The organism is Helicobacter pylori, from assembly GCF_900120335.1.
In the GTDB taxonomy this organism is placed as follows: Bacteria; Campylobacterota; Campylobacteria; order Campylobacterales; family Helicobacteraceae; genus Helicobacter; species Helicobacter pylori_BU.
The window spans coordinates 398,592-413,476 of the sequence record NZ_LT635477.1 but is presented as its reverse complement, the minus strand read 5'-3'; the positions used below and the strand labels follow the sequence as shown (position 1 = coordinate 413,476).

The following is a 14,885-nucleotide window of genomic DNA, read 5'->3' as shown; positions in this document are numbered from 1 at the left end:
GGAAAATGATGCAAGTTTATCACCTTTCACACATTGATTTAGACGGCTATGCATGCCAGCTTGTTTCAAAACAATTTTTTAAAAATATCCAATACTATAACGCTAATTACGGGCGTGAAGTCTCAGCGAGAATTTATGAAATTCTAAACGCGATCGCTCAATCTAAAGAGAGTGAATTCCTTATTTTGGTTAGCGATTTGAATTTGAATTTAAATGAAGCAGAGTATTTGCAGGATAAAATCCAAGAACACCGCTTGCAAAATAAAAACATTCAAATCCAGCTTTTGGATCACCATATCAGCGGTAAGGAAGTGGCTGAGAGTTTCCATTGGTATTTTTTAGACACGAACCGCTGCGCGACTAAAATCGTGTATGAATTTTTGAAAAAGCATTACGCTCTTTTAGAGCCAAAAAACACAACATGGCTAGAGCCTTTGGTGGAAATGGTCAATTCTGTGGATATTTGGGACACGCAAGGTTATGGCTTTGAATTAGGCAAGGTGTGCATGCGCATGATCACTCAAAGCTCTGAATTGAACCGTTTCATGTTTGATGATGAAAACCGCGATTATAAATTAAAGCTTTTAGAAGAAGTTAAAAACTATTTGTTTTTAGAAAATGCCCCTGTAGCCTATGATAATGATTTGTTCAGGCTTAAAAAAATCGCTCTAGGAGGCGACCCTACTACAGAAACGATGGACAATATCTCTTCAAACGCGCAAACGCATTTGCTCTCTTTAAAAAAGCATGATTGCAGCGTTTATTACCAGGATAAAAAAGGGTTTTTAAGCTATTCTATGGGGGGTATTAGCGTGTTGGCTAACCTTTTTTTAACGCAAAATCCGGATTTTGATTTTTATATGGATGTGAACGCTAAAGGGAATGTGAGCTTAAGGGCGAATGGGAATTGCGATGTGTGCGAACTCAGTCAAATGTGTTTCAATGGGGGCGGGCATAGGAATGCGAGCGGGGGCAAGATTGATGGCTTTAAAGAAAGCTTTAATTATAAGGACATTAAAGAGCAAGTTGAAGAAATTTTCAATAACGCCTAACGCTAAAGTTAGCTGTTTGTAAAAAGCGTTAGTTATAAAAACTAAGAGTTTAAAACTCTTTTTGATAAGGTTTAAAAATTTTCATTCTATCATTTTGTATAAACTCATTCCTTTAAGGGAATAAGGGGTATTTTAAAAACTATTCCCCTATATTCCCCTACAAACCCCCTAACCCCCAAAAGACCGCTTAAAAAACTATCGCTTGGTTAAAATCAAGCCCTTTTAATAATTTGATTGTAAAAAACGCTTTTTTAGTATTTTTAGGTTTTTTAATCCGTAATCGCAACCAATAGTGGTTTAAGTTATCCCTCTATTTTATTGTTTTTGTGTTGCGGGTATTTGGAGCATGTTAGGGTTTGGGGCAATAGCGGGTGGTTATCTTAAAAACGAGATGACCAACTATGAAACGATTAGTCATCATAGTTTTAATGGTTCTCGCAACGCCACTACACTAAAATTTCAGCACAAGCTTAAAATCTTGCCAGCGTTTTCTTTGTGTATTTTTCTTGTGTCCCATAAAAATCCCACAAAAATAAGACTTTGTCAATATCCAATGAAAACAGAGCCAAATCTTATATTTTTGTATTTTGATGGATATTTAAATCCATGAGTTGATATGAATTTATTTGAGTGTTTTTTAACCAAAATACCTCACTAATCCAACTACAGATAAAATAATCATACCACCCAACCAAACATAATATGATATTATTGCTATCGTTATTAAAATATTATCAATGATCTCACACCCACTCCACCCCATGACAACCAATCGCATTTTTTGGCAAAAAATTACGAAGTTTATTCTTCACACGCCGGTTTGGGGTAACAAAAACGATAGCCTCTGCGCCTTACGGTTTCAACCGTGGAAATCCCCAAGGGTTTATCCATTTTTTGGCGGATTTGATTGATAGCCACTTCAATCACATTAGGGGTAACCATTTCAGGCTCTTCCCAAATAGCGTCTAAAAGCTGTTCTTTGGAGACGATTTGATCCCTATGCCTGGCAAGATGGGTCAGTACTTCAAAGGGCTTCCCTTTAACCTCAACTTCACGCCCCTTGTAAATAATCTTTTCTTCATCAGGGCTAATGGTCAAATCCCCAATTTCAATCACATTAGAGCCCCAAAATCTCAAACGAGCCTCAATCCTTGCGACTAAAGCTTTAATGCTGCGGTAAGGCTTGGCGATATAATCGTCCGCGCCTTGCTCAAACGCATGGACTTCTTCTTCGCTTGTAGGGTTATCAGAAGAAACTAAAACAACAATAGAAGAATGTTTCTCCTTGATTCTAGAAACAAAACTTAAAGCGTTTTTATCGCTAACCATAACTAAGTCGTAATTCCTAATATCCATAAGGTATTCCCCATCCTCTAAACTCTCTGTTACATCAGCCATAAAGCCTTTAACATTTAAGCCCTTTTCAATTTCTCCACCTAAAACAGAATTTTTTTCAATCAGTAGAACGCGCATGGTGTATGGACTCCTGCATTTAAGAGTAATTCGAACACTGATTATATCATAAATTTAAATTAGTTTAAGAAAATTTTAATAAAAGCTTTAGTTAAGATCAAGCTCTTTTGTGTTTGGTTGTTGGTTGTAAAAAATGCCTTTAAGCGTTTTTTATGGATAATTTTTAAAATCATTTGCTAAAAATCACCATTTTATTGTATAATTACAATCCAACCATTCCTTATGGTTTGGTTGGCACCGCTTAAGATTGAAGGGTCACCTCCCCCTCCTTTCCCTTTGTCTTGGCGGTTGCTTTTAACCCCTTGTTTTAATCCTTTTTTGACCGCTTGATTACGATTAAGATTTTGTTTGACTAAGCTTGATTTTTAGGTAAAAGCCTAAGGCATGCGATCTCGCTAGGGGCTAAAAACCTTAAAGGAACGCCCCAATACCCTGCCCCACTGCTCACGTAAATTTGAGTGGTGTCGCTGTGCTTGTATAAACCATATAAATAAGTTTGCGCTAACTTGACTAAAAGGCTAAAGGGAAAGATTTGCCCTGCATGGGTATGCCCTGAAAGCACTAGATCTATAGAGTGGCTTTCTTTGACGCTTCTAATTTGTTTAGGCTGGTGGGCTAAAAGGATCGTGGGCTTACTACTATCACGCTTTTTTAACGCTTCATCAATATTGGGGGCAAAATTTTGACGCTTTCGTGCGAAATAATCATACACACCGCACAAATTGATCCCCCCTAAATGCACGCATTCATTCCCTAAAATCGTCATATCAAGCGTGTTAAGAAACGATAAAATCGGCTCTATGCCATGATAATACTCATGGTTTCCTGGCACATAAAAAGTGCCATGCGTGCTTTTAAGGTTGTTTAAAGGCAGTAAAAAGGATTTGACTTTTTCAATGTTTTCATCCACTAAATCCCCCCCAATCAGCACCATATCCACTTTTTGCTGATTGACTTCTTCTACAATGTAATTGACAAAATCTTTTTGCAACAAACTCCCCACATGCATGTCTGTGAGTAAAATAACCTTTAATTCCTTGTCTAGCTTATCCAAATAAATAGGGGTTTCTTTGATTTTAGGGCGGGCCAACCCTTCATAAAACCCGCGCCAAAAATACCCTAACAACGCCAGATAAAACCCTATTCTTAAAAAGTTTTTTAAACCTTTACGCCTTGAAGGTAAGAAATCTATTTTTTCTATGGAGTAAGAAAACCCGTAAAAACTTAAAGAAAAAATAAACACAATAAAGGACACAAACGAACACGCTGAAGTCAAAACAAACAAATGGCTAGGCATGGTATTTCTATAAAAAGCAAAAGCCGCCTCGCCTGCGCTCAAAAGGATGAAAAGCCCCAAATAAGCGTATTGAGAGATTTTCTTTAAGGTTAAAAACGATTTTAACATCCTAAAAGAACTATAATTCAAAAGACATAAAACCAATAAAAACGCTATGGAAATCAGCATATCACCCTTTTTATAGTCATAATGTTTAGCTATATTAGCATATTAACGCTAATACCCCCTTAGGGCTAATATCCTATTTAACGTCTCATCATTCTCAGTAGTTTTTTCAACTTATTCTTATAACTAATACCATTTTCAACATTCAAAAAATAATCTCACCACTCAAAAAGCGTTTTAACCTTTTTTAAATCCTTATACTCCACATTTTTAATAGCGTGATCCTCTAATTCAAAATCCGCGCTCAAATCGTTAGCGTCTTTAAGGACAGCCTGAAAGCTTTCTTTATTGATGAGTTTGACTTCCACTTTTTCGCCTAAAGAAAGCTTGAAGTGTTTAGGGGTTTTAAGCGTTCTTTCTAACCCCATAGAGCTCACTTCTAAAGTATAAGCGTCTTGAATAAAATCGCACACATCTAATAGGGGCGAAATCACCTCACTCACTTGTTGGCAAATATCCAAGCTAACCGCCCCATTAGGGTTTTTAAGGCTCACCCTTAAAACATGCTGCTCGTTTTCTTTAACCAAGCTCACATCATAAAGCAAGTATCCCAAACTTTCAATCACGCCCTCTATTTTCTCTTCTATTCTTTTAGTCATTATCTTTCCCTTTAGCGATTTCATTGAATATGGCGTCTAGGCGGAGCTGCTTTTCTAAACTATTGTCTAAAACAAAACTGAGTTTTGGGCATTTAAACCACCCGCTCGCTTGCAAAACAAATTGCCTGATCAAGCCCTCAGCTTTTTTTAGTTTAGAAAGGATTTTATGATCTGATGAAAGCACAAACACGTAAGCGTGGTGCTTCCCTTTAGAGCATTCCACCTTAGTAACGCTTAAAGAATTCAACTCGCCATCATTCAAGCTCGCTAAAGCTTCTTGTAATAATTCTAAAAGATTGGATTCTAAGCGTTCTTTATGGGCGTTCATTAGAGGGTTCTTTTTTTATGGATTTCTTTATAGGTTTCAAACACATCGCCCACTTTAATCTCATTATAATTTTCTAGCATGATCCCGCACTCATATCCCTTAGAAACTTCTTTCACATCGTCTTTAAAGCGTTTCAAAGAAAGGATTTCGCCGGTATGAATCACCACGCCATCCCTAATCAAACGCGCCTTAATGCCACGAGCGATCACCCCATCGCTCACCACACAACCGGCTATCGTGCCTACTTTAGGGATATTAAAGGTTTCCCTCACTTCCGCTTGTCCGGTATGCTCTTCTTCAATAATAGGACTCATCAAGCCTAATAACAGCGAACGCATTTCTTCAATCAAGGCATAAATCACCGTGTAAGTTTTAATGCTCACATTGTATTCTTTAGCCTTATTTTTCACATTACCGGTGGGGCGGATATTAAAGCCTAAAATCACGGCATGCTCACTGCTAGAAACTAGGCTCAAATCATTCTCAGTAATGCCCCCCACCCCTGAGTGGATCACTTGGATCGCCACTTCTTCGTTATTAAGCTCTAACAAGCTGTTTTTAATGGCTTCTAGGCTTCCTTGCGTATCCGCTTTAATGACTACAGGAATGTTTTTTAATTCCTTATTAGCGACCATTTCTGAAAGCTCATCAAAAGACACTTTAGTGCTTTTACTCAAGGCTTTTTGGCGTAAATAAGTCGCCCTCTTTTGAGCCTGCAAACGCGCGATGGAATCGTTTTCTACCCCTATTAAAACAGATCCCGCAGGCGGCACTTCGCTCAAGCCTGTGATGAGAGCCACCATAGAGGGTTTTAAATTTTGAATGCTCTTGCCTTGATCGTCAGTCATGGTTCTTACTTTACCAAACGCCGTTTCGGCAAAAAAACTATCCCCCACGCTCAAAGTCCCGCTTTGGACAATCACCGTGGCTACTGCCCCACGCCCTTTTTCCACGCTCCCTTCTAAAACAACCGCTCTAGCGCTGCCCTCTTCTATGGCTTTTAATTCCATAATATCCGCTTGAATGAGAATGGTTTCTAATAAATTGTCAATGCCATCGCCCGTTTTAGCCGAAACAGGGATGAACTCATGCTCTCCGCCCCAATCCACAGGATTATAACCAAGCTCAGCGCATTCGGCTTTGAGTTTGTCCGGATTCACGTTAGGCTTATCCATTTTATTCATCGCAAAAATCACAGGCACATTAGCCGCCTTCGCATGCTCTAAAGCTTCAATAGTCTGTTGCTTCACGCCATCATCAGCCGCTATCACAATCACTGCAATATCTGTAACTTGAGCCCCACGATTACGCATCTGGCTAAAGGCTTCATGCCCTGGGGTGTCAATGAAAGACACCCATTTGTTATTCTTTTCTACCATGTAAGCGCCAATGTGCTGAGTGATCCCCCCAGCTTCAGTGTGAGCGACTCTTTTATCACGGATTTTATCCAGTAGTGAAGTTTTACCATGATCCACATGCCCCATGATAGTCACCACAGGCGGGCGCTCTTTTTTCACGCCCTCTAACACCTCTTCTACTTCAAATTCTTCTAAGGTGTTTTGAACAGAAATTTCTAAATGAAACTCTTCGGCTAAAATCTCTATGCTATCCTTATCCAAAAAGTCGTTTTTAGTTACCATAAGCCCTAAATTGAAGAGGGTTTTAATCACATCGGCTAAATTCAAATTCGCTTTTTGCGCGAATTCATAGACGCGCACTTCTTCAGGGATTGCAATCGCGCTTTGGATCACTTTTTGGCTGTTATCGTTACGGAATGCACGCTTTTTCTTGGATTGTCGTTTAATCCCGCCTTCATTCATCCAAGGGTTTTTCCTTTGGACGCGCACCCTGTCGTTGATATTTTGGCGCGCTTCTTTTTCTTCTTCTTCCTTATTGAGGTTATCTTGTTCATGCAAATCAAACAATAAGATTTCATCGGTTTCATCATCATAAATATCATTGCCCTTAAAATCCCTTACATCGCTAAAATCAATTTTATGGGATTTGTTGTTTTTGGCGGTGGGGGTGGCTTTGGGCTTACTCGGTTTTTTAGTTTTTTTAGTCTCTTGCTTGTCTTTTTCTTGCCATTCTTTTTTAATGTCTTCAAAAATAGCCGCCGCACTTTGAGTGGGTTTTTTGCTTTCTGTTACGCTGTTTTCAGTTTCATTTTCATTTTCATCGTTGCGTTTAATCACCCTAAAACCCGTGCGTCTTTTAATGTTTTCATGGCGTTTGATCTCTTGCTCTAGCTTTTTAACTTCGCTGATTTCTTTTTTAGCGTTGCTAACATTACTAGCGCTGTTAGCGTTGTTAGTGGTATTGGTGTTGCTTTGGGTGAGCTTGTTTAGGGCTTCTCGGCTTTTTTGAATTTCTTGGAGCTTTTGCTTGGCTTTTTCTATTTGAGAGTGGCTAACCGCTTTAGGGGTGTTTTCTACAAGGGGTATTTGGTTTTCAAAAGTGTTGACAATCTCTATTCCTTTCTTTTTGATAATAGGTGCAGGAGCTTCTTTTTTCTTTTCTTTAGTTTTTTTGGGCTTTGGCTGGCTTTTTGTTTCTTCTTTTTTAGGCGTTTTGGAAGCCTTTTTAGCAAGTGGCTTAGGCGTTGCGACTGTATTCAAATCATCTTTATTGTCTTGTTCAAGATTTTTAGCGGGTTGATTGGCTTGTATTTGTTCTTTAATGCCCTCCACAATGTATTTGTATAGCTTACCGGCTTGCTCTGGGGTCATTTTAGAATTTGTTTTAAGCTCTAAACCAATGTCTTTGGCTTGCTCGATTATATTTTTGAGCTCTTTTTGGGTCTTACCAAGCTCAATTACAAATTTTTTTAAATCAACCATCTCGCTCATGCTATGCTTCTCTCCTTAATCCAAGTAATGATATTTTTGGTATCTTTTGGGGCGTTCTTTATTTTTAAAACCGCTTTCAACAACTTTTTTTCTCCATTTTTCAAACAATTTTCACACACATAAAAACTACGACCCTTCCCGTCAAACTCCACAATTTGATTTTCAAAACTTTTCAAACGCAACAAACCCTTTTGAGGTTGGCGCATTCTGCACGCCACGCACATGCGGATTTTAATTTCAGTCTTTCTCAATAAGGACTCCATCATTATCAAAATCTAAAACCGCTACCCTAAATTTAGGGAATTTCTTGCTCAAAACCTGCTTTAATTTAGGGGCGTCTTCTTCATAACACATGTTAAAAAACGACGAACCACTCCCTGAAAGCGTGCTCATTAAGGCGTTATTTTCTAAAGCGAGCTTTTGGATCGCAAACAACACGGGATAAGTTTGCATGCGCTTATATTGATGCATCCTGTCTTTAGCACAACAACGCAATAAATCCCACTTCCCTTGCGCAATCGCCATGGTCATCAAGCTCGCATGCGAAAGGTTAAACACGCTTTCTTGCACGCTGTAACGCTTGGGCAAGAGATGGCGCGATTGCTTGGTAGAAATGGCCCTATTAGGGATCACCATCACCGCTTTTAAAAAAGAAGGGATTTTGGTTTTTAAACTTATCACTTTCTTTTTTTCCACAAACGCTGCATTATACCCCCCAAACACCGCCGGAGTGATATTATCCGGGTGGTCTTCATAAATTAAAGCGGTATTAAGAATATTTTCTCTATCAAAAGGAAACCCTAAAAACGCAAACGCTGAAGCAACCGCCCCCACAATCATCGCTGAGCTAGACCCCATGCCCCTTGTAATAGGGACTTTATTATGCAATAAAAATTTAAACGAGCCGTCATTCCCATGCTTTTTTAAAATCTCATAAAACACTTTAGTGAAAATATTGTTGGTTAAAAACTTAGGAATCCCCTCACCCTCCCCAACCAATTTCACCGCATGGATATTACTAGGCTCAATAAAAAAACGATTGCGTAAATTCAAACTCAAACCCAAGCAATCAAAACCGGGACCTAAATTCGCACTCGTTGCAGGAACACTCACTACCAAATTTTAAACCCCTATTTTTGATACCCTTTCATTTTTAAAACTAGCATTATACACTAAATAGGAGGCAAAATGTAAAACGGCGTGTTCAATTGGGTGAATTTATCTTTCTCTAAAAAGGGGGGCAACATGAAACCTTTTGGCGCAATTTTCAAATCTTTAAAATCGGTCAGGCTTTCCCTTTCTTTTGAAACAAAGTATTTATTGGCATACGCCAAAATGGGTGTGTTGTCGTTAAAATCAAAGCCTGTGGTTGAATAAAGTTCAAAGCCATGAATTAAAGCCAAAGTGTGTAAGAAAACATGCGTGAGTTTTAAACTAGTGAAACTGCCTGGCCCTTTAGCGTAATAAACCCCTTTAATCGCCGGTAAATTAGAGTAGATCGTGGGGTAAATGGTGGGGTTTTTAAAATCTTCAAATAATTGTGAAAAAACTCCCACTAAAGCTTCGCTTGTTTTTAGTTTGGAAGTGTAAGAAGCGTATAAAAAATTGTTTTGATACACCCCAAGCAAGACTCTCTCGCCTAAAGAGATAAGCGCTAAATCCAATTCCAAAAAATAAACCCTAATTTAGGATTAAGCGAAAGCCTTTTGCAACGCAAATTCTTTGGCTGGATCTGAAGCGATCAAAACTTCATAATTTTTAGCGTCTGCTAAAATGGCTTTAACCAACATGGAATTGAGCTTATGGCTGCCTGAAAAAGAAGTGTATTTGCCCATCACAGGCATGCCTAAGACCATTAGATCCCCTATAGCGTCTAAAATCTTGTGGCACACGAATTCCTTCTCGCACCTCAAACCCTCTTTATTCAAAATGCTGTTTTCATCCAGCACGATGCAATTATTCAAGCTCCCCCCTTTAGCCAAACCAATGGATCGCAAGTAATTCACTTCTTGCAAAAACCCAAAGGTACGAGCTTTAGCGACTTGCTCTTTGTAAGCGGTTTTACTAAAGACGAAATGATGAGTCTGCTTAGCGATAACCGGATGGTTAAAATCAATCGTGAAATTCAAAGAAAGCTGGCTGTCTGGCTCAATTTTAACAAACTTATCGCCCTCTCTAACCTCAACGACCTGCTTGATTTCCATCACCTTTTTAGGAGCGTCTAATTCCTTAATCCCTGCTTCATCTAAAAGCATGCAATAAGTCAAAGCACTCCCATCCATGATAGGGATTTCTTCGTTATCCACAGAGATTTTAAGATTGTCAATGCCATACGCATGGACAGCTGAAAGCAAATGCTCAATCGTAGAAATCCTAGCGTTATCTTTACCCAACACGGTTGCCATTTTGGTATCCACGATGTTTTCAGGTTTTAAGGGGAGCTTCACGCCCAAATCAGAGCGGTAAAAAACAATGCCTTGATTTTCTTCTAACGGCTCTAAAACAAGCTTCACAGGAACACCCTTGTGTAAGCCTATCCCTACTAATTCTACAGAGTGGTTAATGGTTGTTTGTTTCATAATACTTCCTTTATGTCTAGTATATCGTCATTTTTAGTGATTATTTTAATATTTTTATTTACCAAAAGCCGTTCAACCTCTTTTAGAGACAAAATTTGATTTTGAAAAACGATTTGAGCGCTCTTGACTTCTTTTAAGATCAAATACTCTCCAAAACACGCAATCGCCCCTTCGCAAACCCCATAAACTGACACAGAACCTTCTGAAATGATCTTCGCCCCATTGTGGATATTACCCAAAAAAATAAGGTGGTTAGCGCTATAAATCTCTTCCCCGCTCCTGATATTACGCTCATAAATCGTTGTCTTGGGTTCTATCGCATTAGGGTTATTTTGCTTTAAAAGGTTAGCGTCTTTTTCTGTGGTTTTGATATAACGCCCGTTTAAAGCACGATTCGTTTCTAAAAATAAAAGCTGGTGTTTGTGCAAAACGGCTTTGACTTCTGGTTCAATATCGTATTTAAATATAATAAGAAAATATTGCAAAAGGGCATGGTTTTTTTCTAAAAATTCCATGACTGCTTCAGGCTCTTGCTTTTCAATTTCAAACGCATGCACGTTTTTTTGATTGGTTTTTAACATGACTATCCTTTCATTAAAAGCCGTTTGGCTTGCTCTATGGGGGTGGTGATATTGGTTTTTATCCATTGCTCATTAAGCCATTCATTGGGCCGGACAAAAACCCCTTGCAAAAGCATCCCTAAATGCAACCCGCTCCCTAATTTCAAACCACTACTCCCTACGCTTTCATCATCTTTTAAATAAGCTAAAAAAACGCACAAACCCAGCCCATAGCAATTGATCAAACTATTACCATAAAAATCTAATTCCCCCTTAAAAACCCTCTTTACCGATGGATCAAACGCTAAAGATAAATCCTTACTGGGTATCAAATCCACCCCTAAATGCAAGAATTTAAACCACACCTGATTGTCCTTTAAAAACCGCCGATTTTCTAAAAAATTGCTTGTCATTTTAAAAGGCCCATTCAAGGGTTTTAGCGCTTGAAAATGGGAAAAATCCTTATAAAAATCCCCTTGATCTAAAGCGATCTTTTGGATTTTTTCTAAATCTTTTAAGCACGTGTTGGAAAACATTTCTAATAAAGTTTGCTCAGTGTGATTTTGAAATTTTTCTTGCTTTGCAATCTTATCTTTTAAGGCGTTTAAGTCTATATCCCTTTCCCTCAAACGATGGGTTTTTCGCTTGAACAATAAAGGGGTGGTATTAGAGTTATAAGCTTTATCTTTAGCGACAATGAACGCCTTAAAATCCTTATTCTCATAAGACCAAGGCACTAGAGCGATAAAAACATTACGCTGCTTGAATTCTAAAAACCTGAACGCCTTAAAATCCTTTTTTTTGACGCGCACAAACGCTTGAGACAAATTCTTATCCAAAGCTTCAAAGATGACTATCGCACTCCCTCCATAAGCGATGCTTGGGGAACGAGATAAAATCGTGATTGAGGGTTTTATCGTATCAATGCACACTTCTTGTTTGAAAGACGCCTTATTGCCATTGAAAAAATTAGCATAGCTCCAATCATTAGCTTGAATTTCATACAAAAGGCACTTGTCTTCTAACCCCATGATTTCAGGCTTGATCAAAGGCACTTCTAAAGACTTGGGTTTATCCAATACCAGACTTTCTTTTTCATATAAGATCAAATTGTCTTTTGTGGTTACTTTTATCTCATAGCGTTTGATGCCCTTTGGGGCTACTATTTTAACCTTAATAGGTTTTTTCAAATCCCAAAAAAGCGCTTCATTGTTGTCGTTAAGCGCATTTTCTTCGCTCTTTAAACTAAAACTTAAAGCTCTGGGTTTTGTGATAAAGGCGTTAAAAATCAAATAACCCCCCAAAATTAAAACGACTAACGCTAAAATTTTAAACCCTAACCCCAAGATCAAGCCTCAAAAAATGAACGCATAATTCACTAATAAAAAACTGGATCGTTTGAACTGGTTGTTAGCTGAAATCAACAATCGTTCATCATTTTCTTTATTTTGATAAACCGCTCCCTCTTCTACTCCCATCCTCAAATAGCTAATCGGTAATTTGGTGCCAATCTCTAAGCGGTGTTTCCTATAAAGCGTTAAACTCACGCCCACATTAAAAGTGTAATCCACTTCAATCAAAGATTTCCATAAAAAATTAGGGCTTGAATAGCCCCCCACCACCAAATTCCTCCCGTTTTGATTAGGCTTGTCTTGATAAAGCATAAGCCCTATCCCAAAACCCGCATAAACGCCTAAAAAGTGCTTTTTAGTCTTAAAATCTAAAGGCATGTCAAACAATAAATCGGTATTCATAGCCCCTAAAACATAAAAAAACGAGCCTACAGACTGCTTGAGCGCGTTCTCTTTTAACGCCCCTCCCCCAATCAACAAATCCCCATAAAATCGTGTCCCAAAATAAGGCACGAAGTATTTTTGATACCCAAATTTAACGCTAATCATAGAAACAGGAGCGTTAATATTGATATTGTTTTTAAACGCGCTAGGGGCATTTGCACCATATCGGTCTAACATCTCCCCTTGATAAGACAAGTTAAGTTCCCCATAAGCATACCCACCCCCTAAAAACACCCCACTCTTATCATCGGCTATGGAAAAAGATTTGAGCAACTTTTTTCTTTTCTTTGAAGAAATCTTTGGGTAAGTTCGCTCTAAATATTCTTCTTCAAACTTATCCTTATCCATCTCTTTGGGTGAAACCCCTTTTTCGGTAAGCTGTTGCTTTAAATTGTTTATTTTTTCGTCTAATTGTTGGTTTTCTTCTTCTAAATTGTCATAATCTGTCGCTTGAAGTCCTATAATGAACGCCAGATAAACTAACCAGTATTTGAGTCTCAACCCTTGAGCCTTTACAATAAATAGTTGTAACTAATATAATAAATATTAGTGCTTTTAAAATAATATAAAAAGGTTTGCGAAGTTTCTTTTAAGGGAGGCATTTTTAGGGCTAATTCAAAGCGGTGTTTGAGGTTGAGCGTCATGCTCACCCCTAAATTTAACACCAACCCAAAGGCGTTAGGCTGTGAATACCCTTTAATCTCTTTTAAATTTTGATACATCCCATTCCACCCCACTCCAACGCCTCCAAATATCCCTAACGCAAACCTTTTTTCTTTGTCAATAGGCTTATCCATCAATAGATCAATATTCAAGCTTGCAGTTTGATAAGAAGCCAAAGAATCGCTTTTAAACCCTTTCATCGCCCCCCCTAAATATTCCCCATAAAAGCGTAAGGCGCTAATCCCGTTAGCGAAATACTTTTGATACCCGCTCCTTAAGCCATACAACAAAGGAGAAGCCTGAATATTGCTTAAAAGTTCAAACTTCTCATAAGGATTAGCGTTAATCCCTATATCGCCAAGGATTACACCTATAAAAAAACCGCTCTTATTTTTAGCCATTTGTTGGAATAAGATGGATTCATTCTTTTCATGCAATTCCCCTTTGAGCATGTAAAGCTGGCGTTTTTTCTTATGGATCTCTTCAAGCAGGCTTTTTTCGTCAATCTTTTTTGCAATCCCCTTTTCTTCTTTAAACTCTAGCGTTTGGGCGCGTTTTTCTTCCAAAAGAATGGGAGCGTCTTTAGGGGTGTTTTCTTCAGTCATGTTCGTTTCAGTCATGTTTTCTTTGGCGATATTCTCTTCAGCGTGCAAGCTTAAAATAAAACCAAAGCATAAAATGAGATTTCTTATTTTTTTAGAACACATATTGATACCCAATGCTTGCTATAGCTCCCCACCAAGTCTCTTTTGAAGAATTAGATTGCAAAAAAGGGAAATTATTCAAAATTTTAAATTCAAATTCAATGCGGTTTTTTTCTAATACCGTTAGAGCCAATCCTGCGTTAAAAGACATCCCCCATTCCGCCGTATAATTCACCCCATGCGCCACAACCCCCAAGCCTAAACCCATATACCCTCCCATATAAAGGTATTTCCCCACAAAAGGCAAAGGAAAGTCTAATAAAAAATCCCCATTCAGCATGACCGATTGAAACCCCACGCTCCCAAAGCCCGCTTTTTTAGGAGCCCCTCCATAATATTGAATATAGATACGCCTGCCAATAATATTGGGCTTAACCAAGCGTGCAAAAAACGACGGCCTGAAGGTTTGATAGCCAAAACGCAAGCCATAGGCAAACAGATAATTTAAAATATTCCCGGTGATACTGGAGCTATTGGTTTTGACCATGATTTCATGGTTATAAAAAAACCCGGTATTGATCCCTAAAATAAGCCCGCTTTTAGCGTTCGCCCTCTTTAAATCTCTGATTAATTCTTCAACTTCTTTGTCTTCATAGGCTTTATAATACTTGATATATTTGTAGTATTTGGGGTCTAGGGTGTCATAATCAAGCGCGCTCAATCCTGCACAAAATCCCATTAAAGACCATAAAATAGCTCGTTTTTTAAGACCCAAAATCGCCAAATCCCTTGAATTGTTTGTTAAAAGCTTCTTCCAATTATACTAAAATAATTAAAATGACCGGTTAAAACGGAGTAAAATTTTTACCCACCCCAATAA

Annotated in this window: 16 protein-coding genes; 2 read left to right on the top strand and 14 right to left on the bottom strand. The window is 38.3% G+C overall.

What is annotated here, in order from left to right:
* Nucleotides 1-8 precede the first annotated feature (8 nt).
* Both CS889_RS02080 and CS889_RS08635 read left to right on the top strand, forming a co-directional pair.
* The gene (locus CS889_RS02080; RefSeq protein WP_172825096.1) at nucleotides 9-1,052 is read left to right on the top strand and encodes a 3',5'-cyclic-nucleotide phosphodiesterase; all 1,044 of its coding nucleotides are present in this window, start codon (nucleotides 9-11) and stop codon (nucleotides 1,050-1,052) included.
* Between the two features lie 346 nt (nucleotides 1,053-1,398).
* Nucleotides 1,399-1,662 carry a hypothetical protein gene (locus CS889_RS08635; RefSeq protein WP_089086692.1) on the top strand — a complete coding sequence of 88 codons (264 nt, stop codon included), beginning with the start codon at nucleotides 1,399-1,401 and terminating at the stop codon, nucleotides 1,660-1,662.
* Between the two features lie 191 nt (nucleotides 1,663-1,853).
* Here CS889_RS08635 and hsrA read toward each other — a convergent pair whose 3' ends face one another.
* The 14 genes from hsrA to CS889_RS02000 form a co-directional block, all read right to left on the bottom strand.
* Nucleotides 1,854-2,525 (bottom strand): response regulator-like transcription factor HsrA, encoded by a 672-nt coding sequence (gene hsrA / locus CS889_RS02065; protein ID WP_001264984.1) that lies wholly within the window; start codon nucleotides 2,523-2,525, stop codon nucleotides 1,854-1,856.
* 352 nt (nucleotides 2,526-2,877) lie between these two features.
* A complete protein-coding gene (locus CS889_RS02060; RefSeq protein WP_089086691.1) occupies nucleotides 2,878-3,990 on the bottom strand; it encodes a metallophosphoesterase in 1,113 nt (370 codons plus the stop codon).
* Between the two features lie 155 nt (nucleotides 3,991-4,145).
* Nucleotides 4,146-4,586: a ribosome maturation factor RimP gene (locus CS889_RS02055; RefSeq protein ID WP_000166673.1), complete on the bottom strand. Its 441-nt coding sequence runs from the start codon at nucleotides 4,584-4,586 to the stop codon at nucleotides 4,146-4,148.
* Complete coding sequence (gene rbfA, locus CS889_RS02050) at nucleotides 4,579-4,914, bottom strand: 30S ribosome-binding factor RbfA (RefSeq protein WP_000991163.1); 336 nt, start codon at nucleotides 4,912-4,914, stop codon at nucleotides 4,579-4,581. The genes CS889_RS02055 and rbfA overlap by 8 nt, the downstream gene beginning before the upstream one ends.
* Nucleotides 4,914-7,763: a translation initiation factor IF-2 gene (gene infB / locus CS889_RS02045; protein ID WP_089086690.1), complete on the bottom strand. Its 2,850-nt coding sequence runs from the start codon at nucleotides 7,761-7,763 to the stop codon at nucleotides 4,914-4,916. Before infB ends, rbfA begins: the two co-directional genes overlap by 1 nt.
* On the bottom strand, nucleotides 7,760-8,014 hold the full coding sequence (locus CS889_RS02040) for a DUF448 domain-containing protein (RefSeq protein ID WP_172825095.1): 255 nt from the start codon (nucleotides 8,012-8,014) through the stop codon (nucleotides 7,760-7,762). Before CS889_RS02040 ends, infB begins: the two co-directional genes overlap by 4 nt.
* Complete coding sequence (gene thrB, locus CS889_RS02035; RefSeq protein ID WP_089086688.1) at nucleotides 8,001-8,882, bottom strand: homoserine kinase; 882 nt, start codon at nucleotides 8,880-8,882, stop codon at nucleotides 8,001-8,003. The genes CS889_RS02040 and thrB overlap by 14 nt, the downstream gene beginning before the upstream one ends.
* 53 nt (nucleotides 8,883-8,935) lie before the next feature.
* Complete coding sequence (locus tag CS889_RS02030; protein ID WP_172825094.1) at nucleotides 8,936-9,433, bottom strand: tRNA threonylcarbamoyladenosine biosynthesis protein TsaB; 498 nt, start codon at nucleotides 9,431-9,433, stop codon at nucleotides 8,936-8,938.
* A 21-nt stretch (nucleotides 9,434-9,454) separates the two neighbouring features.
* Entirely contained in the window at nucleotides 9,455-10,342 is an 888-nt protein-coding gene (lpxC, locus tag CS889_RS02025; RefSeq protein WP_089086687.1) for a UDP-3-O-acyl-N-acetylglucosamine deacetylase, read from the bottom strand.
* Nucleotides 10,339-10,923, bottom strand: a complete 585-nt coding sequence (minC, locus tag CS889_RS02020; protein WP_001980012.1) for a septum site-determining protein MinC — start codon at nucleotides 10,921-10,923, stop codon at nucleotides 10,339-10,341. Before minC ends, lpxC begins: the two co-directional genes overlap by 4 nt.
* A gap of 2 nt (nucleotides 10,924-10,925) precedes the next feature.
* Nucleotides 10,926-12,248 carry a M23 family metallopeptidase gene (locus tag CS889_RS02015; protein ID WP_172825093.1) on the bottom strand — a complete coding sequence of 441 codons (1,323 nt, stop codon included), beginning with the start codon at nucleotides 12,246-12,248 and terminating at the stop codon, nucleotides 10,926-10,928.
* 9 nt (nucleotides 12,249-12,257) lie between these two features.
* Nucleotides 12,258-13,199 carry an outer membrane protein gene (locus CS889_RS02010; RefSeq protein WP_089086685.1) on the bottom strand — a complete coding sequence of 314 codons (942 nt, stop codon included), beginning with the start codon at nucleotides 13,197-13,199 and terminating at the stop codon, nucleotides 12,258-12,260.
* An 11-nt stretch (nucleotides 13,200-13,210) separates the two neighbouring features.
* Nucleotides 13,211-14,068 carry an outer membrane beta-barrel protein gene (locus CS889_RS02005; RefSeq protein WP_099167458.1) on the bottom strand — a complete coding sequence of 286 codons (858 nt, stop codon included), beginning with the start codon at nucleotides 14,066-14,068 and terminating at the stop codon, nucleotides 13,211-13,213.
* Nucleotides 14,058-14,780: a hypothetical protein gene (locus CS889_RS02000; RefSeq protein WP_000523326.1), complete on the bottom strand. Its 723-nt coding sequence runs from the start codon at nucleotides 14,778-14,780 to the stop codon at nucleotides 14,058-14,060. The genes CS889_RS02005 and CS889_RS02000 overlap by 11 nt, the downstream gene beginning before the upstream one ends.
* Nucleotides 14,781-14,885: the final 105 nt, after the last annotated feature.